Below are 23,615 nucleotides of genomic sequence, written 5' to 3' on the forward strand. Positions count from 1 at the left end.
ACTGAGTCCTTGAACGGTGCCGGCGATCGATCAGGTGCCGGCCTTGGGGTAGAGGGCGTTCAGCACGGAGAAGTCGTTGGACGTCGGGTGCTGCGGGAACGCGGGAGCCTGGAACAGGTACGTCTTGATGCAGCTGGTCGTCCCGGTGTTGTGGTCGAGGCCGAGGGCGTGGCCCATCTCGTGGCAGGCGACGGAACGGCGGGCCGCGTACGTGTTCGGCGTCGTGCTGTTGTTCAGCTGGATCTGCATGCTGCCGTCGACGAAGTAGCCGCCCGAGGTCTGCCAGGTGGTCTGGGCATACCAGCCGGTCTGGCCGTACGACGCGCTGTAGACGTTCACGCAGTGCCGGCCGCCGCCCGGGCAACCGGCGGTGTACCAGCGGTAGTAGGCGTCGATCCCGGGCGCTTGGTACCAGTCGATACGGGCGTCGGTGACCGGCCAGGTGTCGCCGGAGTGGTCGAGGAAGTAGACCTGCGGGTCGTTGAACGGGCCGTAGCTCCACTTGGCACCGCAGAGCGCGTTGGCCGTGCCGACGTGCGGACTGCAGCCGACGGCTGCGGTGACCTGGTCGGTGCGGTAGCCGCGCTGATTCAGCCAGGTTCGCAGCTGGGTCGGCGTGGCGCTCCCGGTGGGGTTGAGCACGGTGTACTCGCGGACGCCGCCGCCGAGGGTCTTCACTCCGACGATGTCGTGCCGGCTCGGCGCCGCCGAACTGGGCGACGCGAACAAGACGATCAGCGCCAGCGCGGTGAGCGCGCTGGCGAACAGCTTTCGGGTCACAGGGACCTCCTGGAGAGAGATGATCAGGAGGCTGCGCAGCAATTAATTCTCAGAGAAACGCAAATGCGTTGCGGGGTCAAGCCCCATGCTCGAGTCAATGACAATCGTCATGACCCCACCGCGCGGACGTCGATCGGAGGTCAGTCGACCGCCGTAAGGGAGAGATCGACCAGGATCTCACTGGCGAGGACCTCCAGATCGGCGCGCACGGCGTCGAGCGAGTCCTCGTCGGTGACGGTGACGACTGCGGTGGCCTCGAACAGCATTCCGCCGGCCATCGGCGCCTCCCGGGTGGAGGTCTGCAGGTCGGCGACACTCAGCCGGTGGCGGACCAGCACGTCGGACACCGCCGCCACGATGCCGGGCCGGTCGTTGCCGATCAGGTCGAGCCGGACGCGCCGAGCGGTCCCGGGCGCCGGCGCCGCGGTCGGGCGGACCGAGACTTCCAGCAGCCCCTCGAGCGGGGCGAGCGCCGCCTGCAGGGCGGCCGTGCGCTGGTCGGGCACGGTGACGACGACGACGCCCGCAAAAGTGCCGTCCAATTCGGCGAGGTGGCTGCGCTCCCAGTTGCCGCCATGGGCGGAGACGATGTCGGCGAGCGCCTTGATCAGTCCGACCCGGTCGTCACCGACCACGGTGAGCACGAGGGTTGCCACCCGGCGATCGTAGCGGGCGCGGAAACGTACGCTCGAACGATCGCCGGAGGAGCCGGTAACCGTGCCGAGGCGTTGGAACCGCGACCGGCGCCCCCCAACAGGACAGCCGGCCGCGGCCGGCGCTGCCACCTGGGACCGTCCACGGGGGGATGTGGTCGCGGTCCGAATGCCTCCGGAAGATCGCAGCTCGCAGGCACCTGGTGTACAGCGTAAAGGCCCGGTCCTCGTCGTGCGGCGAGTTCGAAATCCTCGACGTCGGACGAATGTGCTGTGCCGCGCGCTGGCGGACGGATCCGGCCTAGTCGTCCAGCGGTGCGCCCGACGACGCTCGGGCTCGGTCGGCACAAAAAGTGGGGCGTGATCGCTGGAAAGCCCTGTGACCAGGGGTGTTGCTGGTGGGCGATACTGGGTTTGAACCAGTGACCTCTTCCGTGTCAGGGAAGCGCGCTACCGCTGCGCCAATCGCCCGAGGTGGAGACGGGATTTGAACCCGTGTACACGGATTTGCAGTCCGTTGCCTCGCCTCTCGGCCACTCCACCCAGGAGGTTTGGACCCTCCCAGAGAAGTGGGTGAGACCCTCTCCGAGCGGACGACGGGATTCGAACCCGCGACCCTCACCTTGGCAAGGTGATGCTCTACCAACTGAGCCACGTCCGCGCGCCCCGGGCATCCTGCCTCCCGGCCGCGACGAGTAACCATAGCCGAGCCGGTGGCGGGAGTCCAAACCGTTCCAGAAACGGCGTTTCGCGCCGTGACGGCGGTTTCGATGCGCCCGACATACGCTGGCCGAATGACTGCCACGACTCAGAACCGCACGGGCTCCGCCGGCTTGGAGAGTGCCGACACCGACGGTTCCGCGCACTCGGGCGGGAGTCGGTTGCGGATCTGGATCGACGGACGGGTCGTCGACACCCCCGACGAGGCGCGGGTCAGTGCGCTCGATCATGGGCTGGTCGTCGGCGACGGGGTCTTCGAGGCGCTCAAGGTGACCGCGGCAGGGCCGTTCGCGGTGCAGCGGCATCTCGACCGGATGACCCGCTCGGCCCGCGCGCTCGGCCTGCCGGACCCCGATCACCAGACCGTGCGGAGCGCGATCGAGGCGGTGCTCGCCGGTCGCGAGTGGGCGGAGGGCAAGATCCGGATCACCTACACCGGCGGGCACGGGCCGCTCGGCTCGCAGGCGGCGTACGGCCCGCAGACCTTGATCGTCGCCGCCGAGCCGCGGGAGGTCTCGCCAGCGATCACGACGATCGCCACCGCGCCGTGGCGGCGCAACGAGCACGGCGCGCTGACCGGGGTGAAGTCGACCTCGTACGCAGAGAATGTGCGCGGGCTCGCGTACGCGCATCACCACGGGGCATCGGAGGCGATCTTCCTCAACACCGCCGGCAACGTGTGCGAGGGGAGCGGCACGAACGTCTTCTGCGTGTACGGCGATCGGGTCGTCACGCCGCCGCTGAGTGCCGGTCCGCTGGCCGGGATCACGCGCGAGCTGCTGCTGGAGTGGTGCGCCATCGAGGAGGCCGACCTCACGCCGACGGAGGCCGCCCAGGCCGACGAGGTGTTCCTCACCTCGTCCATGCGCGACGTCCAGGCGGTGCGGCGCTGGGACGAGCTCGAGTACGGCGCGCCGGGCCGGATCACCACCCAGCTGGCCGCCGAGTTCGCGCGACACAGTTCGGACCTGATCGATCCGTGACGGATCGCCGTCCCGGATGGGATATGGTGGTCGTCGCCCTGCGGGGCAGGGGGCGATTGGCGCAGTGGTAGCGCGCTTCGTTCACACCGAAGAGGTCACTGGTTCGAACCCAGTATCGCCCACCCTCGATCGCATCGCCGACCGCCTCAGTCGGTCACGATCTGCGTGTCGACACCGCCCGAGCTCGAAGGGCCGGTAGCTGCCACTCGGCCGCGGATGAAGATCAACGCGATCGCGGCGAACCCGATGGTGACGATGTTGACGGGCGCGGCGAGCGCGAGGAGGAGGTTCGGCGTGCCGCCGGTGACGTCGATCCCGCCGGTCGCAAGGATGAGAGTGGGATCGGTGAGGCCGTGGACGATGATCGGCCAGACGAGCCGCCCGGTCACTCGCAGGGTGAGGTACATCAAGATGCCGAAGGCAAACGTGTAGACCAGGGTGAGCGCCACCGTGAAGGGTGTCATCCCCGACAGCAGGTTGCCCGAGTGCAGCAGCGCGAAGATCGCCGACGACGTGACCGCGACGCCCCATTCGCGCATCCCCGAGTCGCGCAGCATCTTCACGGCGAGACCACGGGTCAACAGCTCCTCGACGAAGCCGACCAGGAGCCCCGCGGCGAGCGTCACGATCACGACGCCGGACGCGTACGAGGCGTAGTCGATGCCGATGAGTCGCAGCACGATCGCCGCCAGTGGGATCGCGGGCGCGATCCACATCCAGCCGGATCCGCGGACGGGCTGCGGGCCGAACAGCTCGGCCCACCAGCCGAGCGAGGAGACCAAGGCGATCAGCAGCACCGCGCCGACGACGAGTGGCAGCGCGAGGCCCAGCAGGACGTTGGTCGCGGACCCGAGCAGTCCGCCGGGGGTGAACTGCGACTCGAACAGCCGCCCGATGAGCCAGCTCGCGCCGAGGTAGGCGCCGAGATACACCACCGCCATCGCGACGGCCTTCCACCACGCTCCCCGGTTCCAGAAGGCACGCCAACTCGCCGGTCGATCCGCGGCGCCAAGAGTCATGCAGCGAAAGCGTAACCAGTCGGGTTCCGCTCAGGCGGCCAGGTGGAACGTGCTCGCGAACCGGTCCAGCAGGTCGGCGGGACCGCGCAGCACCTCGACCACGCCGGTCGCGATCGCTCGCTCCGGCGCGAGATCGCCCGAGATCAGCCGGTGGATGTCCTGACCGGTGGCGAAGGCGAGGTCGGCCGGTCCATCCCCGCGAGTGACGCTCAGGGCCGGGCCGTCCACCCGGACGAGCAGGTCGGTGGGGCCCACGTGGGCCGCGTACGCCGTCGCCGGCAGGGCCGCCGCCACCTGCGACCGGAAGGCCGTACGCAGGGTGATGGTCATCGAGTCCGGGGTGATGATCTGCTCCTCGCGCGGATCGCCCATCGCCTTGAATCCCCAGGCGCCGAGCGCGAGGACGACGGGCTCGAGCTCGCGGCCGTACGGCGTCAGCTCGTAGATCACAATGCGCGAGCGGGGCGCCCGGCGGATCACGCCGGCCGCCTGCAGCTCCTTGAGCCGCGCCGCCAAGATGTTGCTCGGGATACGCGGAAGCCCCGCGGCGAGCTCGCCGTACCGGCGCGGTCCGACGAGCAGGTCGCGGACGATCAGCAGGGCCCAGCGCTCGCCGACGAGCTCGAGGGCCTGGGTGACACCGCAGTACTGCCCGTATTCGCGGGCGGCCACCGACCTCAGGCCTGCTGGGCGGCGAAGGCCTCGGGGCCCTGCGCGGCCGCGACCGGGTCCATCCAGCCGAACTCGAGAATGTTGCCGTCCGGGTCGTTGAGCTGGCGCTGGTACATGAAGCCGTAGTCGGCCGCGGGACGCGGCTCGGTGCCGCCGGCGGCGAGGCCGGCCGCCACCGTGTCGTCGACCTCCTGCCGACTGCCGAGGAAGATCGCGGTCGACACCGACGGCGAGACGGCCGGGTCCCCGAGGGGCAGGTCGGTGAACGTCTGGAAGAAGTCGCGCACCAAGATCATGAAGTAACTGTGGTCCTCCTCCACGATCAGGCACGCGGCGTTGTGATCGGTGAAGTTCGGGTTGAGCGTGAATCCGAGCGCCGTATAGAACGCCTTCGCGCGCTCGAGATCGGTCACCGGCAGGTTCACGAACATGGCCGTCATGGTGGTCTCCTTGCGTCCGACGGAGGTGGGCAGCGAGCACCCGCTGATGATCCTCATCGTGGCACGAGGCACTTGCAAAAAACAAGTGCCCCGTGCCACGAAGCTCAGCCGGCTGCGAAAGCGCAAGCAAGCGGCGACGCGGGCGGCTTGCCGATCATGAGGACGCCGGCTTGGTGGCGCGGATGATCGCACTGTGCATCCCGTCCGCCACGGGATGTGTGAACCGGACGTCCGCAGCGACGAAGCCGGCGGCTGCGAGTCCGTCGAGGTATTCCTGGCGGGAGAGTGCGCCGGCGATGCAGCCGACGTACGAACCTCGCTCGGCACGCTGCTCGTCGCTCAGCCGGTCCTCGGCCACCACGTCGCTGATCCCGATCCGCCCGCCGGGCACCAGCACGCGGAACATCTCGCGCAGAACCTTCGGCTTGTCCACGCTGAGATTGATCACGCAGTTCGAGATCACCACGTCGACCGTCGCGCCGGGCAGTGGGATGTCTTCGATCGTGCCCTGCAGGAACTCGACATTGTGCGCGCCGGCCCGCGCGGCGTTGGCCCTGGCCAGACCCAGCATCTCGGCGGTCATGTCGACGCCGTAGGCGAACCCGGACTCGCCGACCCGTTTCGCCGAGAGCAAGACGTCGATGCCACCACCGGAACCGAGATCGAGCACGCGCTCTCCCGGCCGCAGATCGGCAACCGCGGTCGGGTTGCCGCAGCCCAGACTCGCGGCGACGGCGGCCACCGGGAGCCCGTCGCGATCGTCGGCGGCATAGAGCGCCGAGCCGAACGACGGATCCGACTCCAGCGGTGCCGGTGCCCGATCGCAACAGGCGGCACCCGCGCCGCCGCCTGCGACGGTGCTCGCCGCCTCGGCGTAGCGTCGACGTACTCGCTCCAGCAGGTCATCCGAGTCCGTCACGACGGTCCCCCTTGCATCGATGTGTGTCGATACGATGTTGCCGCAGTGCATCGATAACTGTCAATGCATCGCGCCTGCCTGATCGCGCCGGGCTGATCACGCGCTGATCGAGAGCGTCGGCCCGGGGTAAGAACTCGCACGAGGCATGTCGGTCCTGCGCGGTAGGGTCTGACGAGGTGTCGCGCAGGCGACGCACAGCCCACCGAACACGTGCAACCCAGAGATGTGCAAACGAGGAGTCCGATGACCGCAGGGGAGATCGCCGGCCTGATTGCCGCCATCGCCTTCGTCGCGCTGGTGGCACTGGCCGCCGTGCCGCTGCTCAAGCTCGGGCGCGTGCTCGAGGAGGTGCGGCTCGCGGTCCGCGACATCGGGCACGAGTCGGTGCCGATCCTGACCGAGCTCCAGGGCACAGTTCGGGCCACCAACACCGAGTTGGAGAAGCTCAGCCTGGTCACCGAGGACGCCTCGACCGTCACCCGGAACGCGACCGTGGTCAGCCAGAACGCGGCCCAGCTGACCACCCTGTTCTCGGCGACGCTCGGCGGTCCGCTGGTCAAGACCGCCGCGTTCACCTACGGCGTCCGCAAGGCGATCCGCAGCGACGACAGCACGCCGCGCCGGAAGAAGGGCTGAGTCGTGCGCAAGGTGTTCTGGTTCGCCGTCGGCGCCGGCGTGACGGTCTTCGTCGTGGTCAAAGGCCGTCAGCTCTGGCAGCGGGCGACTCCGCAGGCGATCGCCCAGCGTGCGTCGGAGTCGGCGCAGGGGGTCAGCGAATCGGTCCAGGACTTCGTCATCCGGTTGCGAGCCGCCATGGCCGAGCGTGAAACCGAACTCAGGGACACGCTCGGCCTTCCCGAGGCCTGATCGTCAGGTCTCGCGTACCCATCGTTCGCATCCAGACGCAAGGACAATCCGAGATGAAAACCGCCGAGATCCGGCGCCGATTCCTCGACTTCTTCTCCACTCGTGGGCACGAAGTCGTGCCGAGCGCGCCGCTGCTCTACAACGACCCGACCCTGCTGTTCGTCAACGCCGGCATGGTCCCGTTCAAGCCGTATTTCACCGGCGTCGAGCAGGCCCCGTTCGACCGCGCCACCAGCGTGCAGAAGTGTGTCCGGACCCTCGACATCGAGGAGGTCGGCAAGACCACCCGGCACGGCACGTTCTTCCAGATGAACGGCAACTTCTCCTTCGGTGACTACTTCAAGGCCGAGGCGATCAGCTTCGCCTGGCAGCTGGTCACCGGAACCCAGGAGGCGGGCTTCCTGGGGTTCGACCCGGACAAGGTCTGGGTCACCGTGCTGGAGTCCGACGACGAGGCGGCCGCGCTGTGGCGCAGCATCGCCGGCCTGGGCGAGGAGCGGATCCAGCGCCGCGGGCTGCTGGACAACTACTGGCACATGGGCATCCCCGGTCCGGGTGGTCCGTGCAGCGAGATCTACGTCGACCGGGGCAGTGCGTACGGCCCGGACGGCGGTCCGGTCGTCGACGAGGACCGCTTCCTGGAGATCTGGAACCTGGTCTTCATGCAGGAGGAGCTGTCGACCGTCCGCGCCAAGGACGACTTCGACGTGCTCCGCGACCTGCCCCGCAAGAACATCGACACCGGGATGGGCCTGGAGCGGACGGCCTACCTGCTGCAGGGCGTGGACAACCTGTACGAGATCGACGAGGTCTTCCCGGTGATCGCGAAGGCCGCGGAGCTGTCCGGCAAGACCTACGGCGCGAACCACGACGACGACGTACGCCTGCGGGTGGTCGCCGACCACGTCAGGTCCGGGCTGATGCTGATCAGCGACGGGGTCAGCCCCGGCAACGAGGCCCGCGGGTACGTCCTGCGCCGGCTGCTCCGCCGGGTGGTCCGCTCGATGCGGCTGCTCGGCGTCCAGGAGCCGACCTTCGCCGAGCTGTTCCCGGTCAGCCGGGACGCGATGAAGGCGTCCTACCCGGAGCTCGAGCCCGGCTTCGCCCGGATCAGCGACATCGCCTACTCCGAGGAGGAGGCGTTCCTGCACACCCTGACCGCGGGCACCCAGATGTTCGACCTCGCGGTCGGCCAGGTCCGCGGCGGCGGCTCGCAGACGCTATCGGGGGCGAAGGCCTTCCAACTGCACGACACGTACGGCTTCCCGATCGACCTGACCCTGGAGATGGCGGCCGAGCAGGGCCTCGCCGTCGACGAGGCGGGCTTCCGGACGCTGATGCAGGAGCAGCGCTCGCGGGCCAAGGCGGACGCGAAGGCGAAGAAGGGCAGCGGGGTCAATACCGAGGTCTATACCGAGCTGCGGGCGCTGGGGGAGACGCCGTTCCTCGGCTTCGACACCCTCGGTGCCGGCGGCACGGTCCGCGGGATCGTGGTCGACGGTGAACTGGTGCACAGCGCGCAGCCCGGCCAGGAGGTCGAGCTGATCCTGGACGAGACGCCGTTCTATCCGGAGTCGGGCGGTCAGTCCGGCGACCACGGCCGGATCTTCTCCGGCGATGTCGACCTGGACGTGTACGACGTCCAGCGGCCGGTCAAGGGTCTGATCGTGCACAAGGCGAAGGTCACATCGGGCGAGCTGCGGACCGGACTGGCGCTGGATGCCGAGGTCGATCGTGACTGGCGGCTCGGCGCCTGCCAGGCGCACTCGGCGACCCACGTCATCCACGAGGCGCTGCACCAGATCCTCGGGCCGACCGCGCTGCAGGCGGGGTCGTTCAACCGGCCGGGCTACATGCGGCTCGACTTCTCCTGGGGCCACGGCGTGTCCGACGACCAGCGGGCGCAGATCGAGAGCCTGTCGAACCAGGCGATCCGCGCCGACTTCGGGGTGTCCGCGAGCCTGATGCCGCTGGCCGAGGCGAAGGCGCTGGGCGCGATGGCGCTGTTCGGCGAGGTGTACGGCGACATCGTCCGGGTGGTCGACATGGGCGAGGGCTGGTCGCGCGAGCTGTGCGCCGGCACGCACGTGGCGCAGACCTCGCAGGTCGGGCTGCTGGCGCTCAACGCGGAGGCGAGCGTCGGGTCCGGGATCCGGCGGATCGAGGCGTTCGTCGGGCACGACGCGTTCACCCAGCTGGCCAAGGAACGCTCCCTGGTGCACGGGCTCGCCGAGACGCTCAGGGTGCAGCCGGACCAGCTGGCCGACCGGGTCGCGAAGATGGTCGCCCAGCTCAAGGAGGCGGAGCGCGAGATCGCCTCGCTCAAGTCGGCGAACCTGATGACCCTGGTGGATCCGATCGTGTCCCGCGGCCACGAGATGTGGGGGGTTGACTACCTGTCCCACCGCGCGGACGGCGTCGGCGGGAACGACCTGCGGACGCTCGCGCTCGCGGTCCGGGACAAGGTCGCGGCGAAGCCGGCTGTGGTCGCCGTCGTCGGCGGGACGTCGGACAAGCCCAGCATCGTCGTGGTCACCACGGCCGGCGCCCGGGACCGGCGGCTGAAGGCGGGTGACCTGGTCCGGGCCGGCTCCGAGGCGCTCGGCGGTCGCGGCGGCGGCAAGGACGACATCGCCCAGGGCGGCGGCAGCGACGGCACCCAGGCGGCCGCCGCGCTGACCGCGGTCGAGCACGCGATCGGCCACGTGCTGCAGTCGCAGTGATCGACCAGCGCCATGCGCCCTTCGACAGGCTCAGGGCACGTACCCGCGCTGAGCCTGTCGGCAGGCTTGGGGCAGGTATGCGCTCTGTGCCCGTCGACAGGCTCAGGGCACGTATGCGCGCTGAGCCTGTCGAAGCGCAGGCGGGCCGGATGCGCGCTGTGGCCGTCGGCAGGCTCGGGGCAGGTATGCGCGCTGAGCCTGTCGAAGCGCAGGCGGGGTGTACGCGCGTTGTACCCGTCGACAGGCTCGGGGCACGGATCGGGCTGCAGCGTGCGTGAGGGCGTCCGGCTTGCGCTCGATTTGGGTGACGCCCGGATCGGCGTGGCAGCCTGCGACCACGCGGCGATGCTGTCCTTCCCGGTGGCGACGATCCAGGCCGGCGACGGCGAGCTGGAGCGGATCCTGGCCGTCGTCGAGGAATACGCGCCGGTCGAGGTCGTGGTCGGGCTGCCGCGCAGCCTGTCCGGTCAGGAGGGTCCGGCGGCGGCGCGGATCCGGGTCCGGACCCAGGCCCTGGCCGATCGGGTGTCAGGGCTCGATCCCGCCCCGGACGTACGGTTGGTGGACGAGCGGCTGACCACCGTGGACGCCTCCCGGCGGCTACGGGAGGCCGGCAAGAACAGCCGCAAGCAGCGCTCGCGGATCGATGCGGCGGCCGCGGTGGGCATCCTCGAACACGCCCTGGAGGCTGAACGACACCGGGGATTTCCGCCCGGCGAGCTAGTATCGGCCACAGTGCCATCCGACTGATGCCCTCCTGCGGGGCTCTTTTCGGCCCGTCCAGCGAACCGATCCGCCCGAGGAGCCCACCGCGTGACCCAGATCCTCGACCCCGAGGTCAAGCCGAGCCCCGGCAAGGAGTTCGTCCACAAGGGGAAGGGCTGCCTGGCCGTAGTCGTCGCGCTCGGAGTGCTGGTGTTCGGCGGCTACTTCGTCTTCGATCGCGCGCACGACTTCCTGACCAGCTTCGGCGAGGTGCCGGACTACACGGGTGCCGGCAAAGCCGCGGTGACGGTCACGGTTCCCGACGGTGCCTCGCTCGACCAGATCGGCGGCATCCTCGTCGATGCCGACGTGATCAAGTCGACCAAGGCCTGGGACGCCGCGGTCGGCTCCGAGGAGCGGGCCACCAGCGTGCAGGCCGGCCGGTACATCATGAAGACCCAGATGGCGGCCAAGGACGCGTTGGCGCTGCTGATCAACCCCGGAGAGTCGCGGGTCCGGGTGCAGTTCACCATCAAGGAGGGCCTGCGGCTGTCCCAGCAGGTCGACGCGCTGGTCTCGCAGACGAAGATCCCCAAGGCGCAGTTCCAGGCGGCGCTGAAGAAGCCGAAGGATCTCGGCCTGCCGAGCTATGTGAAGAACAACCCGGAGGGCGTGCTCTTCCCGGAGACGTACGAGTTGACCGCGGAGGCGACCGCGACCTCGACGCTGCAGCAGATGGTCCGGCAATACAAGTCGGTCGCCGACGACGTCGACCTGGAGGCGCAGGCGAAGAAGCTCAAGCGCAGCCCGTACCAGGTGCTGATCGTCGCCAGCATCATCGAGCGTGAGGTACGCAACCCCGACGACGGTCCGAAGGTCGCGCGGGTCCTCTACAACCGGCTCGACAAGGGGATGAAACTCGGCCTGGACTCGACCGTCATCTATGCGGGCAACCTGAAGACCAACACCACGACGCCGGCCGACCGGGCGAATCCGTCCAAGTACAACACCTACGCCCACAAGGGCCTGCCGCCCGGCCCGATCTCCGCACCCGGCAAGGCTGCGCTGGAGGCGGCCGCGAACCCGGCCGACGGCAAGTGGCTGTATTTCGTCACGGTGAACTTCGACACCGGCGAGACGAAGTTCGCCGAGACCGAGGCGCAGTTCGAGCAGATCCGCCAGGAGTGGGTGAGCTGGTGCACAGCGCACCCCGGCAAGTGCGACAGCTGAGCCAGGGGCGGTGATCACCGGACCCCACCGGTGCGCGGTGCTCGGCTCGCCGATCGAGCACTCGTTGTCGCCGGAACTGCACCGCGCGGGGTACGCGGCGCTCGGGCTGGACGACTGGACGTACGACCGGTACGAGGTCGGCGAGGACGGGCTCGCGTCGTTCGTCGCCGCCTGTTCCGACCGGACCTGGCGCGGGCTCAGCCTGACCATGCCGCTGAAGCTGGTCGCTCTCCAGGTGGGCCGCCCCGACGACCTGGCCCGCCTGGTCGGGGCCGCGAACACCCTGGTCTTCGACCACGAGGCCGGCGCGCACCAGGTCACCAACACCGACGTCGGCGGGATGGTGAACGCGGTCCGGGCGACCGGCTGCGCGATGCTCGACTCGGCCACGATCCTCGGCGGTGGCGGTACCGCCCGGGCGGCGCTGGTTTCGCTGGCCCGGCTGGGCGCGCGGACGGTCACGCTGGTGCTGCGCACGGTAGAGCGCGCGGAACCGCTGCGCCCGCTGGCCGGCGCGCTCGGCGTTGACCTGGTCGTCCAGCACTGGTCGGACTCGCTGCCGACGGTGGACCTGCTGGTGTCGACGGCGGTCGCCGGCGCGGCCGACGCCCTCGCCGAACGAGCCGCGGCCAGCGCCTCCGTGGTGTTCGACGTGATCTATGACCCGTGGCCGACCGCCCTAGCAAGCGCGGCGCAGGCGCGCGGCCGGCTGGTGCTCAGCGGCCTGGACCTGCTGGTCCACCAGGCGGTCCTGCAGTTCGAGCTGTTCACCGGCCGGCGGCTGGACCCGCAGGTCATGACCGCCGCGCTCCCGGCCAGGAGTTCCTCGGACCCGCTGTGAGTCCCCGGATCCCGTGTGGAGGATCCGACGGCGATCAGGGGATTCGAGTTCTGCCGGGACGGAATCTTCGGATCCCTTGTGGCGTCTCGGATCCGGTGCAAGGGATCCGGCGGCTTACCGGGGATCCGAGATCGGTGGGGGGTTGCCCGGCTGGTCCAGGGAGGTCGTTCATTCCAGGGTGGCCGTTCACTCCAGGGAGGCGGGGCCGAGCAGCCGGATCTCCTCGATGTCCAGGCCCGCCTGAAGGTCGCGCAACACGTAGTCGTCGATCCGGTTGGCGTCCCGCAGCTCGGTGATCGCCTGTCGCTTGCGCTGCAGGACCGCCAGCCGTAGCTCGTGCTCCTGCTGCTCGTACGCGACCGCTTGCCGGTCCTGCTCCCCGTCGGCACCCTCGGCGCGGAGCTGCTCCAAGTGCTCCTCGTATTCGGCCCGCAGCCGGTCCACCATCTCCTCCGGCGCCGCCAGCGAGCCGGCGATGCCCGGCAGCTCGTCCAGCGCCACCTGAGTCGCCTTCATCCGCGCCGTCCGGGTCTCCCGCTCACGGCTCTCGTCGCCGCTGGTCAGACCCGCCCAGCGCAGCACGTACGGCAAGGTCAGGCCCTGGACGAGGATGGTCACCAAGATCACCGTGACGGTGGTGAAGACGATCAGGTTGCGCTCGGCGTACGGGGTCCCGTCGGCCAGCGTCGCCGGCACGGCAAGCGCGGCAGCGAGCGACACCGCACCACGGAAGCCCGCCCAGCCGGTGGCGGTGCGGACCTTCCAGCTTACCCGTCGCGTTCGCTGGACGTCACGCCGATCGACCAGGCGGATCACCCCGGCCGTCACGTGCACCCAGGCCAGCCGCACGATGATCGTCACCGCGCTCGCCAGCAACGCGACCCCCAGCGCACGCCCGAAGGTGGTGCCGTCGATGTTGTGGATCGCCTGCGGCACCTGCATGCCGACCAGCACGAACAGGCTGCCGTTGATCATGAAGGTGGACAGGTCCCAGAACGCGAACGTCCAGAACCTCGACCGGGCACGGATCACCCGCGGCCCGTAGTAGGCGAGGATCAGCCCGGACACCACGACCGCCACCACGCCGCTGGCGTGGACCACCTCGGCGAGCAGGAATCCGACGAACGGGGTGAGCACCGACAGCCCGCCCTCGATCATCGTGTTGTCGACCCGGCGCCGGATCCCGACGACGACGGCGCCGACGAGTGCCCCGGCAAGGATGCCGCCGGCGAACGACCACAGGAATCGGCCGGCCAGTTCCGGCGGTCCCGGCACTCCCTCGCCGCCGAGCGCCGCGAGCGCCAGACCGAACAGCACCAATGCGGTGCCGTCGTTCACCAGGCTCTCGGCGTGCAGCGTGGTGAGCGTACGTCGGGGCATTCGCTTGGCGAGGCCGGCGACGGCCGCGGCGTCGGTCGGTGCCAGCACGGCACCGAGGATCCAGGCCGCCGCCGGCGGGACGCCGATGGCGGAGAGGGCGTACCCGATCGCGACCATGGTGGCGATCACCAGCACGATGGCGCTCATCAGGATGACCCGCAGATTCGCCCGGATCTCGCGCAGGCTGGTGTTCAGGCTCTCGTAGTAGAGGATCGGCGGCAGGAACAGCAGGAGGACCGCTTCGGACGGCAAGGTGACGTGCGAGAGCTCGGGGATCAGCGCCAGCAGGGCTCCGCCGACGATCAGCAGCACGGGAGGAGCCACGCTGTAGCGCCCGCCCACGGCCGTCCCGATCAGCACCACGGTGCCCAGCAGCACGACGAGTAACAATGCCTCCACGAGCAGTCATCTTGCCCGCTGCTCGGGCAGGCGTACCGCGCCGCCCTGTCGGGCTCCCGGCCCGGGCCGCTGGCTCGTCTGCCGGCCGGCTGGCAGGTCGAAACTCCGGCCGTGGCCGGGTTTTGGGGCTCAAGTCGGCCTGGTGAGGGCCGATTTCCAGCCGTGGCTGGTTTTTGGGGCTCGGGTCGGCCCGGCGGGTCGCCGACGGCCCAAACTCCGGCCGCGGCGGGATTATCTGGGCCGCCCGGCCGCTCGGAGGGGCGAAACTCCGGCCGTGGCGGGAATCTGCGCGTCCGGGTCCGGCCGGCCGCGCCGAGCGAGACCGGCCGGGCGACGTACGCGGACGCAATAGTCTTGGGCGAGTGCTGAGATGGTTGACCGCTGGTGAGTCCCACGGCCCGGCGCTGGTTGCGACTCTTGAAGGGCTCCCGGCGCATGTCCGGGTGACGACCGACGACGTCGCCGCCGCGCTCGCCCGGCGCCGGCTCGGCTTCGGCCGGGGCGCCCGGATGAAGTTCGAGGCCGACCAGGTGACGATCCTCGGCGGCGTCCGGCACGGCGAGACCCAGGGCGGCCCGATCGCGATCCAGGTCGGCAACACCGAGTGGCCGAAGTGGGAGACGGTCATGTCGGCCGACCCGGTGCCCGCCGACGTGCTCGCCAACCAGGCGCGGAACGCTCCGCTGACCCGGCCGCGGCCCGGTCACGCCGACCTGGTCGGAATGCAGAAGTACGACTTCGACGAGGCCCGCCCGATCCTGGAGCGGGCCAGCGCGCGGGAGACCGCGGCCCGGGTCGCGATCGGCTCGGTGGCCGCGGCGTTCCTGCGTCAGGCGTTCGGGGTGGAGATCCTCAGCCACGTGATCGAGCTCGGTCCGATCCGGACGCCGGCGGGCCTGCTGCCGACGTACGCCGACCTGGCGGCCATCGACGACGATCCGCTGCGCTGCTTCGACCCGGCCACCGCGAGCGCGATGCTGAGCGAGGTAGAGGACTGTCAGAAGGCCGGCGACACCCTCGGCGGGGTGGTCGAGGTGGTGGCCTGGAATGTTCCGCCGGGCCTCGGCTCGCACGTGATGGGGGACCGCCGGCTGGATGCGAAGCTGGCCGGGGCGCTGATGGGGATCCAGGCGATCAAGGGCGTCGAGGTCGGCGACGGGTTCGAGCTGGCACGCACCCGCGGCAGCCTGGCGCACGACGAGATCGTGCCCGGTGAGGACGGGATCGCCCGGGTCTCCGGCCGGTCCGGTGGCACCGAGGGCGGGATGAGCACTGGTGAGGTGCTCCGGGTCCGGGCCGCGATGAAGCCGATCGCTACGGTGCCGAGGGCGCTGCGCACGATCGACACGAGCACCGGCGAGGCCGCGGTCGCGCATCACCAGCGCTCCGACGTCTGCGCGGTGCCGGCCGCCGGCGTGGTCGCGGAGGCGATGGTCGCTCTGGTCCTCGCCGACGCGGCACTGGAGAAGTTCGGCGGCGACTCGGTCGGCGAGACGCGACGCAACTACGCCTCCTACCTGGCCGACATCGCCGCCCGCGGACTCCAGGTGGCCGGCTCGTGAGCGAGCGTCGGGTAGGCGCTCCGGTCTTCCGTGGTCGCGGAACGGAAGGCAAGGTCGAGGTGATGGATGCTGTGTGTGAGGTGAGTGGGCCTTCCGGGCGGTGGCCGCGGATGATCGGATTTCCGGCGGCGGGCGCGAGCGAACAGGAAACACCGTGAGCGAGCGTCGGGTAGGCGCTCCGGTCTTCCGTGGTCGCGGAACGGAAGGCGAGGTCGAGGTGATGGATGCTGTGTGTGAGGTGAGTGGGCCTTCCGGGCGGTGGCCGCGGATGATCGGATTCCCGGCGCCGGGCGCGAGCGAACAGGAAATGGCGTGACTGTCGATGTCGTGCTGGTCGGGGCACCGGGATCCGGCAAGTCCACGATCGGCCCGCTGCTGGCGCAGCGGCTGGACGTGCCGTTCACCGACGTCGACTCGGTGATCGAGGAGCGGGTGGGCCGCAGCGTGGCCGAGATCTTCGCCGACGACGGCGAGGCCGTCTTCCGGGCGTTCGAGGAGGCCACCACGATCGAGCTGCTGGACAGCCCCGGCGTGCTGGCTCTCGGCGGCGGCGCGGTGCTGTCGGCCGCCACCCGGTCGGCGCTACGTGGGCACTATGTCGTCTGGCTCCAGGTCGAGGCGGCCGAGGCGGCGTCGCGGGTCGGCCTCAACACAGCCCGCCCGCTGTTGCTGGGCAACGTCCGCGGCCGGCTGATCACGCTGCTCGCGCAGCGCAAGCCGTTGTACGCAGAGGTTGCCCAGCACCAGATCGCCACCGACGACGTACCGCCCGAGGTCGTCGTCGACCTCGTCGTCGAGCGGCTCGGCGAGGACTAGCGTGAGCGAGTCCACCGTGATCGCGGTCCGGGCGGAGCGGCCGTACGACGTCGTGGTCGGTCACGGCGTGCTGGCCCGGCTGCCCGGCCTGGTCGAGGGCGCCCAGCGGGTCGCGGTCATCCACCCGCCGACGCTGATCGCGGCTGCAGCCCACGCCGGCGCCCTGCTCGACCGTGCCGGGTTCGAGGTCGTCCGGGTCGACGTACCGGACGCGGAGGCGGCCAAGACCGCCGAGGTCGCCGCCACCTGCTGGTCGGTGCTCGCGACCGCCGGCTTCACCCGCAGCGACGTGGTGGTCGGCCTCGGCGGCGGAGCCACCACCGACCTGGCTGGTTTCGTCGCCGCGACCTGGCTGCGCGGCGTCGGGCTGGTCACCGTGCCGACCTCGGTGCTCGCGATGGTGGATGCCGCGGTCGGCGGCAAGACGGGCATCAATATCGCGGAGGGCAAGAACCTGGTCGGGTCGTTCTGGGAGCCGCGCGGTGTGCTGGTCGACCTCGACCTGCTGGCCGGGCTGGCGCCGAGCGAGCTGACCGGCGGGCTGGCCGAGGTGGTCAAGTGCGGCTTCATCGCCGACCCACGCATCCTGGAGCTGATCGAGGCCGACCCCGACGCGGCCCGTGAACCGTCCTCGGCGGTGCTGCGGGAGCTGATCGAGCGGTCGATCCGGGTCAAGGCCGAGGTGGTGTCCCGCGATCTGCGCGAGTCGACCTCGGTCGGTCGGGTGACCGGCCGGGAACTGCTGAACTACGGGCACACGCTCGGGCACGCGATCGAGCGGCGGGAGCGCTACCGCTGGCGGCACGGCGAGGCGATTAGCGTCGGGATGGCGTTCGTTGCCGAGCTGTCCCGGCAGGCCGGCCGGCTCGACGCCGAGACGGCCGAGCGGCACGGCACGATTCTGCGCGGGCTCGGGCTGCCGACGACGTACGACGCGGGTGCGTTCGACGATCTGCTGGCCGGCATGTCGGTGGACAAGAAGACCCGCGGCTCGACCCTGCGGTTCGTCGTGCTGGACCGGCTGGCCGAGGCATCCGTGTTGGCGGGCCCGGAGGAGGAGCTGCTGCGGTCCGCGTACGCGACGATCGCGGCGGACCCGGCCGGCTGACCGGGCAACGCCCGTACGATCTCGGATCCCTTGGCACCATTCGGATCCGGTGTAGCGGATCCGACGCGACAGAGGGGATCCGAGATCGCGCGGCCGGAGGGCCAGGCACGGCGAGGCAGCCAGCTATCGGGACGCGAAGGACGCGATCGCGGCGGCCAGCGCGTCCGGGGCGCCGCGGTTCGCCCCGTGGCCCTGACCGGCCAGCTCGACCCGCTCCACCGGTCCGGAGAGCGCAGCGGCCAGCCGGTCGCTGCGGTGCCGCAGGTGGGTCGGGCTCTTGTCACCGGTGATCAGCAGCACCCGGAGATCGAGCCCGCCGAACCGGTCGAAGCCGGCCGGCAGCGCGTCGAGCATCTCGTTGTCGGCGATCTGGCCGTCGGCGTACGAGGCGAAGTAGTTCCGCACCGGCGGCAGCAGGGTGATCGGCCAGACGACCCGCCGCGGCATCGCCACGAAGTCGAGCAGGTGGATCCGCATCGCGGCCATCGGGTGGCCGGCGTCGACCGCGGCCCGGGCCCGGACCAGCGCCTCCGCCGCGGCCGGGGTATGGGTCACGTCCAGCGGCGGCTCGTAGAGAGCCAGCCCGGTGAACAGGTCCGGCTCCGCCAACGCGGTCTCGAGCGCAACGACGGCACCGGAGGAGTGCCCGACCAGCAACACGGGTTCGCCGACCGAGCGAGCCACGGCGGCCGCGTCGGCTACCTCGGCCCGGACGGCCGCCGTTCCGCGCGGCGCCGGCCGCCAGCGATAGGTCGGCCTGGTGTAGCGCAGCACCCGGAACCGGCTCCCCAGCCGGTCCGCGACGGCCGCCCACGCGGTCAGGTCGCCCGTCCCGCCGTGCACGATCAGAACCGTCGCCGCCGCGCCGGCCGGCCCCGACTCCGGACCCTGCTCCACCACCGGAATCGGTCCGCCGGGACCGGCGACCTCCGACGTCCGCTCCACCGGTCGGGGTACGTCCGCGCGTGGTCGCATGGCGGCAGCCTACGTTCGGGCCGGGCGGCCAGCCGCCGTGGTCGAGTGCCGGCGCCGGGACGCACTAGACTGGGACGCTGCCCGCTTCCTGGGCGATGTGTGAAAGGTGATGAACGCGTGGTCTCGACGAACGATCTGAAGAACGGCATGGTGCTCGACCTGGACGGCCAGTTGTGGTCGGTGGTGTGGTTCCAGCACCACAAGCCGGGCAAGGGCAACACGGTCGTCCGGACCAAGCTGAAGCACGTGCTGTCCGGCAAGGTCGTCGACCGCACCTTCAACTCCGACACCAAGGTGGACACCGCCAGCGTCGACCGGCGCGAGATGCAGTACCTCTACCACGACGGCGAGGGCTTCGTCTTCATGGACACCGGGACGTACGAGCAGCTCTCGATCGCCGACGCCACCGTTGGCGACGCGAAGAACTACCTGCTCGAAGGCCAGATGGCCACCGTCGCGCTGCACGAGGGCAACCCGCTCTACATCGACCTGCCGGCCAGCGTCGAGCTGGAGATCACCTACACCGAGCCGGGCCTGCAGGGAGACCGCAGCACCGGCGGCACCAAGCCGGCGACCGTGGAGACCGGTCTGCAGATCCAGGTCCCGCTGTTCCTCACCACCGGCGAGAAGGTCAAGGTCGACACCCGCAGCGGCGACTACCTCGGCCGGATCTGAGTTGACCGCGCACCAACCGACGCACTCGAGCTCGCGGTCCAAGGCCCGCAAGCGGGCCCTGGACGTGCTGTTCGAGGCGGAGCTGCGGGGCACCGACCCGCTCGCCACGCTGGCCGAGCGCAGCGCCGACGCCGACCCGCCGGTACGCGACTACACCAAGATCCTGGTCGAGGGTGTGGTCGCGCACCAGGCCGAGATCGACGCCAGGATCAGCGGGGCGCTGGCGGCCGGCTGGACCCTGCCGCGGATGCCGCGGGTGGACCGCAACACGCTCCGGATCGCTATCTTCGAGACCGACCAGCTCGGGCTGCCCGATGCCGTCGCGATCTCCGAGGCCGTCGCCCTGGTCACCGATCTGTCCACCGACGAGTCGCCGGCCTTCGTCAACGGTGTGCTGGGCACGCTCTCAGCGCGGCGACCCGCGGCCGAGAGGCCGGCCGCGGCGGGCTGAGCGGGCACACGCGTCGGGCGCGCGTGAGGCTCACGCGTCGGGCAGTTCGACGGCCTCCACGAACACGGTGGTCCAGACTTGGGTCGGGTCGCCGTTCGCGTCGTTCTCGTGGCCGAGACCGGGCTCGGACTCCTCGATCACGACCCGGAGCGAGTCGCTCCCCTTCGGCAGCGGCAGCGAGCCCGACCAGGTCGTCGTCTCACCCGAAACGACCGACGTCAGCTCGACTGGGTCCCCGATCGGCTGCCAGCGCAGGTCGGCGTCGGCAATGGTCGGATCCGCCTGCTGCACGCTCGCCTGGAGCCGGTTGCCGAACCCGTCGAGGCCACCGACCGATACGTCGACCGTGCTCTGACCAGGGGTGACGGCGATGGTCCGGACCAGCCCGAGGCGGACCGCCTCCAGTGTGACCGTCGCCGACCGGGCCGCTCCGGCCAGCGAGTCCGGCTGATAGCGGGCCACCGCCAGCTGCAGGAACGGCCGGTAGCCGAACCCGTCGGCGAGCTCGACATCGGCGTACCACCGCTTGCTGTCCGGGTCGAACGCCACCGGGTGGACGGCCAGCGCGCGGCCGTCGGCATCGATGGCCGCGCTCGCCCGCGGGAAGTGGGCGGCGGTGAGCGTAGGCAGCACATCGGCGTCGGTGAGGATCGGATCGCGGCCGACGCTGGTCGCGGCCAGGTCGACCGCCAGCGCCTCGCCGTCGCCGGACACCAGCCACGGCCGGGCGAGATAGACCCGCAGCAGCTGGCCGGAGCGCGTTCCGTCGGCGCCGCGGGCCGAGGCCGGGATGACCTCGGACACCACGGGCACCGGCGGGGCGACCGTATTCCGGATGATCATGGTGAACGGCGCCGCGGCCTCGTCGCTGCTCCGGCTGATCGGCCGGGCAACATAGCGCACCCGCACCCGGGCGCCGCTCGGGACGGCGCCGCTCGGCACCCGCACCAGCAGACCCTTGTTCTCCTGGACGCGTACGTCCGCGCCCACGTCGGCCCGCCGCCCGTCCGGCAGCCGCACCTCGACCGAGCTGGCGACCACCCCGCGGGCGTCCAGCAGCACCGGCCGGTCGGCCAGGGCCACGATCTTCTCCTCGGTGAAGTACGCCGCGAAGCTGGAGTACGCCTCCAGCCCGATCGTCGCCTCGTGCCGCTTGGTGTCGGGCAGCTGCTTGCTCAGCCCGGCCACGGCCAGCTCGTCGGTATCGGCCCGGACCACGTCGACGCTGCCGAAGGTCAGGGCGGTGCGCCGCGGCGCGGGCGCGTCGTCGTCCGGGTCGTCGATCGTGTCGGTCCAGGTGCCGGACACCCGGACGCGTTCCGTGCTCAGGCAGCTGGTCACCAGCGTCCCGTCCAGGCTGAGTCCGGCCGAGCCCGGCTCGCGGGTCCCGATCAGTTCCGTCACGGTCGGCGCCAGCAGCGGACGGCGGACCGCATGGATCAGGGTGAGCGGCCGCGACGGGGTGAACATCCAGTGCCCGCCGCTCATCACCTGCTCGGCCAGGGTCGCCTGGTCGGCGGCGCCGAGCCGCTGCCAGAGGGCGAAGTGGTCGAGGAACGCCGGATCGATGCTGTAGCTCACCGAGCCGGTGACGATGCCGGCCTGCGGCACGAACACGGTGAGGTCGGTGTCCGGGTCCGGATCGGCGACCGGGCCGTCCGCACCGGGCGCCACCACGAGCCGCACCGACTGCCGCTTCGGCCAGTCGCCCTTCAGCGTCGCGACGGTCGGATCGCCGAGTGAGGGGAAGTCGAATCGGAGGCCGTCCGCCGCCGGGTCGCAGAGGTAGCCGATCTGCTGCCGCGCCGGCGTGCCGGCGGGGCTGAGCAGCTCACCGGTCCGCGCGTCGGTCTCGGTCTGGTCGGTCAGGTCCAGCGCGTCCCTGGTCGCGAGGTCGGCGTAGCTGGCCGGGTCCGCGCCGCCTTCGGGCAGGCCGTGCAGCTCGCACAGGTCCTGCCCGACCCGGCCCGGGAAGAACAGCCGCTCGTCCGGCGCGATGTCGGCTTCGGGGGTGTCGATGTCACTCCGCAGCACGATCTCGACCGGCGTGTCGCCGACTCCCGGCTGCGGGCGGGGAAGCCGGCGGACCACGTCCGGCGCGGTGATCGGCTCCAGCCGGCCGAATGGCTCCGGCTCGGTCGGGATGCCGTCCGGTGTCGCCGGATCGAGGGAGTTGCCGGCCAGGTCGACGCACCGTGCCCGCAGCTGGTAGCTCCGTCCGAACCGCAGGCTCGGCAGGCTGCCGGGCTCGACCCGGTAGTCGATCGCGACCTGGCCGGTCTGGTCGCCGTCGGCCGGGAGATTCGGTTCGATCTCGGCAACGGCGCCCGTGACCGAGTCGAGCACCTGACCGGGGCGGGGCGCGGCGCCGCTCCAGCCGTTCCAGCGATAGACGGCGTCGTCCAGCCGGAACAGCGCGGTCGGTGCGATCGGGTCGTCCCGGTCCGGGTTCGGCGCCGGCCGCGTGTCGCTCTGCTCGGTGACCAGCATGGTGGTGTTCCAGCCCTCGTCCGGCTTCGGCACGATGTCGAGCGCCGCGTTGCGCGGGAACGTGTAGCCGTCGTCGGAGCGCCGCTCGAACAGGCTCAGCCACTGCGCCGCCGCCGGGTCGAGGACATCGATCCGCTGCCCGATCGTGACGTCCTCGGCGAACAGCCGGACCGGTGGGCCACCGCCGAGGTTGGTCTGCAGGTCCCGCTCCAGCTGGGCCTGCCGCTTCGTGCGGTTGGCGTACGTCGCGGTCAGGTCGGGTCGGACCAGGGTCAGCGCGCGGGTGGCGAGGGCGGGCAGCGTGCCGTCGGAGACCTCGTCGGCTCGATCGACCGCCTGGCCGAGCCGGACCGCGGCCAGCTGCGGGTCGACGATGGAGAGAAACGCGTCCTCGTCGGTCAGGTCGAGGAATCCGCCGGCCTGCTCGTGCTGGGCAGGATCGGGGTTGGGCCGGGCCAGGAAGCCTGCCGTGGTCAGGGTGATCAGGTCGACCTCGACTGCCTGGCCGCCCGCGCCGCCGTAGCCCATGGTGACCTGGACCTGGGCCGGTGCGGCCGGTAGCGGCACCTCCAGGTCCAGGGCGAGCCCCAGGTGGCGCAGCAGCTCCGGGTGGTGGCCCAGCAGGCTGATCGTGGAGTGCACGTCGAAGTCCGGCGGTTCCGGGTCGCTCTCGTCCGCGTCGTCCATCGGCGCCCGGTACGCGTCGGCCTCCGCCAGCGTGCCGGGCTGCGGCTGTGGACCGGTGTCGTCCAACAGCCCCGCCGCGGTGGCCAGCGCCAGCAGCGCCGGACCGGTCGGCGGGCCGTCGGGATGCTCGGCGGCGGCGCGGACGTACAGATCGAGCACCGCGGTCGAGAAGTCGCTGGAGGCCATCGGCTGCAGCGGGGTGGCGGAGAAGTCGACGAAGCGGTGCGCGTCCACCCGGGCGTCCGGGGCGAAGACGGCGGTCCACACGGCCGACGACGGTCGTGGTCCGACCACGCGTGGACGGACGGGTGCACCGTTGACCAGCACCCGCGGGGTCAGTCCGGCCAGCGTCGCGGGCCAGTCGATCCACTCGGGGTAGTCGCTCAGCCGGCCGGTCTCCTTCAGCCGAGGCGAGAGATAGACGGTGAGCCGGCCGACGTTGCCGGTGCGGCCGGTGGGCAGGGCGAAGGGGAGCAGCTGTCGCTCGGGCATGGTGGTGGGTTCCTTCGAGTACGCGGTG

At 70.8% G+C, this 23,615-nt stretch carries 21 protein-coding genes and 4 tRNA genes; 13 read left to right on the forward strand and 12 right to left on the reverse strand.

The genetic code is table 11. From position 1 onward, the window contains the following. Positions 1-30: 30 nt before the first annotated feature. The 5 genes from ABD747_RS17955 to ABD747_RS17975 all read right to left on the reverse strand — a co-directional run bounded on the left by ABD747_RS17955 (position 31) and on the right by ABD747_RS17975 (position 2,094). Positions 31-780 carry a matrixin family metalloprotease gene (locus tag ABD747_RS17955; RefSeq protein WP_344807110.1) on the reverse strand — a complete coding sequence of 250 codons (750 nt, stop codon included), beginning with the start codon at positions 778-780 and terminating at the stop codon, positions 31-33. Between the two features lie 140 nt (positions 781-920). Continuing rightward, a complete protein-coding gene (locus ABD747_RS17960; protein WP_344807112.1) occupies positions 921-1,436 on the reverse strand; it encodes a glycine cleavage system transcriptional repressor in 516 nt (171 codons plus the stop codon). Positions 1,437-1,829: 393 nt separating this feature from the next. Further along, a tRNA-Val gene (locus ABD747_RS17965) sits at positions 1,830-1,904 on the reverse strand. 1 nt (position 1,905) lies between these two features. Further along, positions 1,906-1,976, reverse strand: a tRNA-Cys gene (locus ABD747_RS17970). A gap of 45 nt (positions 1,977-2,021) precedes the next feature. Continuing rightward, a tRNA-Gly gene (locus tag ABD747_RS17975) sits at positions 2,022-2,094 on the reverse strand. Between the two features lie 133 nt (positions 2,095-2,227). Here ABD747_RS17975 and ABD747_RS17980 point away from each other — a divergent pair. Continuing rightward, entirely contained in the window at positions 2,228-3,136 is a 909-nt protein-coding gene (locus ABD747_RS17980; RefSeq protein ID WP_344807114.1) for an aminotransferase class IV, read from the forward strand. A 50-nt stretch (positions 3,137-3,186) separates the two neighbouring features. Then, a tRNA-Val gene (locus ABD747_RS17985) sits at positions 3,187-3,258 on the forward strand. Positions 3,259-3,282: 24 nt separating this feature from the next. On the opposite strand, the gene ABD747_RS17990 is transcribed toward ABD747_RS17985, so the two are convergent. The 4 genes from ABD747_RS17990 to arsM all read right to left on the reverse strand — a co-directional run bounded on the left by ABD747_RS17990 (position 3,283) and on the right by arsM (position 6,186). After that, positions 3,283-4,155, reverse strand: a complete 873-nt coding sequence (locus ABD747_RS17990) for a CPBP family intramembrane glutamic endopeptidase (protein ID WP_344807116.1) — start codon at positions 4,153-4,155, stop codon at positions 3,283-3,285. Between the two features lie 30 nt (positions 4,156-4,185). Beyond that, on the reverse strand, positions 4,186-4,827 hold the full coding sequence (locus ABD747_RS17995; RefSeq protein WP_344807118.1) for a winged helix-turn-helix transcriptional regulator: 642 nt from the start codon (positions 4,825-4,827) through the stop codon (positions 4,186-4,188). A 5-nt stretch (positions 4,828-4,832) separates the two neighbouring features. After that, positions 4,833-5,267: a VOC family protein gene (locus ABD747_RS18000; protein ID WP_344807120.1), complete on the reverse strand. Its 435-nt coding sequence runs from the start codon at positions 5,265-5,267 to the stop codon at positions 4,833-4,835. A 154-nt stretch (positions 5,268-5,421) separates the two neighbouring features. Then, positions 5,422-6,186 (reverse strand): arsenite methyltransferase, encoded by a 765-nt coding sequence (gene arsM / locus ABD747_RS18005; protein WP_344807122.1) that lies wholly within the window; start codon positions 6,184-6,186, stop codon positions 5,422-5,424. Positions 6,187-6,429: 243 nt separating this feature from the next. Here arsM and ABD747_RS18010 point away from each other — a divergent pair, with 243 nt between their 5' ends. The 6 genes from ABD747_RS18010 (at position 6,430) to ABD747_RS18035 (ending at position 12,552) form a co-directional block, all read left to right on the forward strand. After that, positions 6,430-6,822 (forward strand): DUF948 domain-containing protein, encoded by a 393-nt coding sequence (locus ABD747_RS18010; RefSeq protein ID WP_344807124.1) that lies wholly within the window; start codon positions 6,430-6,432, stop codon positions 6,820-6,822. A 3-nt stretch (positions 6,823-6,825) separates the two neighbouring features. Continuing rightward, positions 6,826-7,053, forward strand: a complete 228-nt coding sequence (locus tag ABD747_RS18015) for a DUF6167 family protein (RefSeq protein ID WP_344807126.1) — start codon at positions 6,826-6,828, stop codon at positions 7,051-7,053. Between the two features lie 53 nt (positions 7,054-7,106). Beyond that, complete coding sequence (alaS, locus tag ABD747_RS18020) at positions 7,107-9,776, forward strand: alanine--tRNA ligase (RefSeq protein ID WP_344807128.1); 2,670 nt, start codon at positions 7,107-7,109, stop codon at positions 9,774-9,776. A gap of 270 nt (positions 9,777-10,046) precedes the next feature. Next, positions 10,047-10,526, forward strand: a complete 480-nt coding sequence (gene ruvX / locus ABD747_RS18025; protein ID WP_344807130.1) for a Holliday junction resolvase RuvX — start codon at positions 10,047-10,049, stop codon at positions 10,524-10,526. A 63-nt stretch (positions 10,527-10,589) separates the two neighbouring features. Next, the gene (mltG, locus tag ABD747_RS18030) at positions 10,590-11,711 is read left to right on the forward strand and encodes an endolytic transglycosylase MltG (RefSeq protein WP_344807132.1); all 1,122 of its coding nucleotides are present in this window, start codon (positions 10,590-10,592) and stop codon (positions 11,709-11,711) included. 10 nt (positions 11,712-11,721) lie between these two features. Further along, complete coding sequence (locus tag ABD747_RS18035; RefSeq protein WP_344807134.1) at positions 11,722-12,552, forward strand: shikimate dehydrogenase; 831 nt, start codon at positions 11,722-11,724, stop codon at positions 12,550-12,552. Between the two features lie 186 nt (positions 12,553-12,738). Here ABD747_RS18035 and ABD747_RS18040 read toward each other — a convergent pair whose 3' ends face one another. Then, positions 12,739-14,331 (reverse strand): Na+/H+ antiporter, encoded by a 1,593-nt coding sequence (locus ABD747_RS18040; RefSeq protein ID WP_344807136.1) that lies wholly within the window; start codon positions 14,329-14,331, stop codon positions 12,739-12,741. A 362-nt stretch (positions 14,332-14,693) separates the two neighbouring features. Here ABD747_RS18040 and aroC point away from each other — a divergent pair, with 362 nt between their 5' ends. The 3 genes from aroC (at position 14,694) to aroB (ending at position 17,817) form a co-directional block, all read left to right on the forward strand. Continuing rightward, the gene (gene aroC, locus ABD747_RS18045) at positions 14,694-15,893 is read left to right on the forward strand and encodes a chorismate synthase (protein ID WP_344807138.1); all 1,200 of its coding nucleotides are present in this window, start codon (positions 14,694-14,696) and stop codon (positions 15,891-15,893) included. A gap of 312 nt (positions 15,894-16,205) precedes the next feature. Next, a complete protein-coding gene (locus ABD747_RS18050; protein WP_344807139.1) occupies positions 16,206-16,709 on the forward strand; it encodes a shikimate kinase in 504 nt (167 codons plus the stop codon). Between the two features lies 1 nt (position 16,710). Continuing rightward, positions 16,711-17,817 carry a 3-dehydroquinate synthase gene (gene aroB / locus ABD747_RS18055; RefSeq protein ID WP_344807141.1) on the forward strand — a complete coding sequence of 369 codons (1,107 nt, stop codon included), beginning with the start codon at positions 16,711-16,713 and terminating at the stop codon, positions 17,815-17,817. A gap of 123 nt (positions 17,818-17,940) precedes the next feature. Here aroB and ABD747_RS18060 read toward each other — a convergent pair whose 3' ends face one another. Beyond that, entirely contained in the window at positions 17,941-18,792 is an 852-nt protein-coding gene (locus ABD747_RS18060) for an alpha/beta fold hydrolase (RefSeq protein WP_344807143.1), read from the reverse strand. Between the two features lie 117 nt (positions 18,793-18,909). Here ABD747_RS18060 and efp point away from each other — a divergent pair, with 117 nt between their 5' ends. After that, complete coding sequence (efp, locus tag ABD747_RS18065) at positions 18,910-19,467, forward strand: elongation factor P (RefSeq protein ID WP_344807145.1); 558 nt, start codon at positions 18,910-18,912, stop codon at positions 19,465-19,467. 1 nt (position 19,468) lies between these two features. Then, complete coding sequence (gene nusB, locus ABD747_RS18070) at positions 19,469-19,918, forward strand: transcription antitermination factor NusB (RefSeq protein WP_344807147.1); 450 nt, start codon at positions 19,469-19,471, stop codon at positions 19,916-19,918. 30 nt (positions 19,919-19,948) lie between these two features. Here the strand turns inward: nusB and ABD747_RS18075 are convergent, their stop codons facing one another. Next, on the reverse strand, positions 19,949-23,587 hold the full coding sequence (locus ABD747_RS18075; protein WP_344807151.1) for a hypothetical protein: 3,639 nt from the start codon (positions 23,585-23,587) through the stop codon (positions 19,949-19,951). Positions 23,588-23,615 lie beyond the last annotated feature (28 nt).

The organism is Microlunatus ginsengisoli, from assembly GCF_039537205.1.
Lineage (GTDB): Bacteria > Actinomycetota > Actinomycetes > Propionibacteriales > Propionibacteriaceae > Microlunatus > Microlunatus ginsengisoli.

Bases quoted from the DNA above. Each gene is read 5' to 3' on its own strand.
- ABD747_RS17980 (WP_344807114.1), top strand. From the start codon at position 2,228: ATGACTGCCACGACTCAGAACCGCACGGGCTCCGCCGGCTTGGAGAGT.
- ABD747_RS17990 (WP_344807116.1), bottom strand. From the start codon at position 4,155: ATGACTCTTGGCGCCGCGGATCGACCGGCGAGTTGGCGTGCCTTCTGG.
- ABD747_RS18000 (WP_344807120.1), bottom strand. From the start codon at position 5,267: ATGACGGCCATGTTCGTGAACCTGCCGGTGACCGATCTCGAGCGCGCG.
- ABD747_RS18010 (WP_344807124.1), top strand. From the start codon at position 6,430: ATGACCGCAGGGGAGATCGCCGGCCTGATTGCCGCCATCGCCTTCGTC.
- alaS (WP_344807128.1), top strand. From the start codon at position 7,107: ATGAAAACCGCCGAGATCCGGCGCCGATTCCTCGACTTCTTCTCCACT.
- ABD747_RS18060 (WP_344807143.1), bottom strand. From the start codon at position 18,792: ATGCGACCACGCGCGGACGTACCCCGACCGGTGGAGCGGACGTCGGAG.
- ABD747_RS18075 (WP_344807151.1), bottom strand. From the start codon at position 23,587: ATGCCCGAGCGACAGCTGCTCCCCTTCGCCCTGCCCACCGGCCGCACC.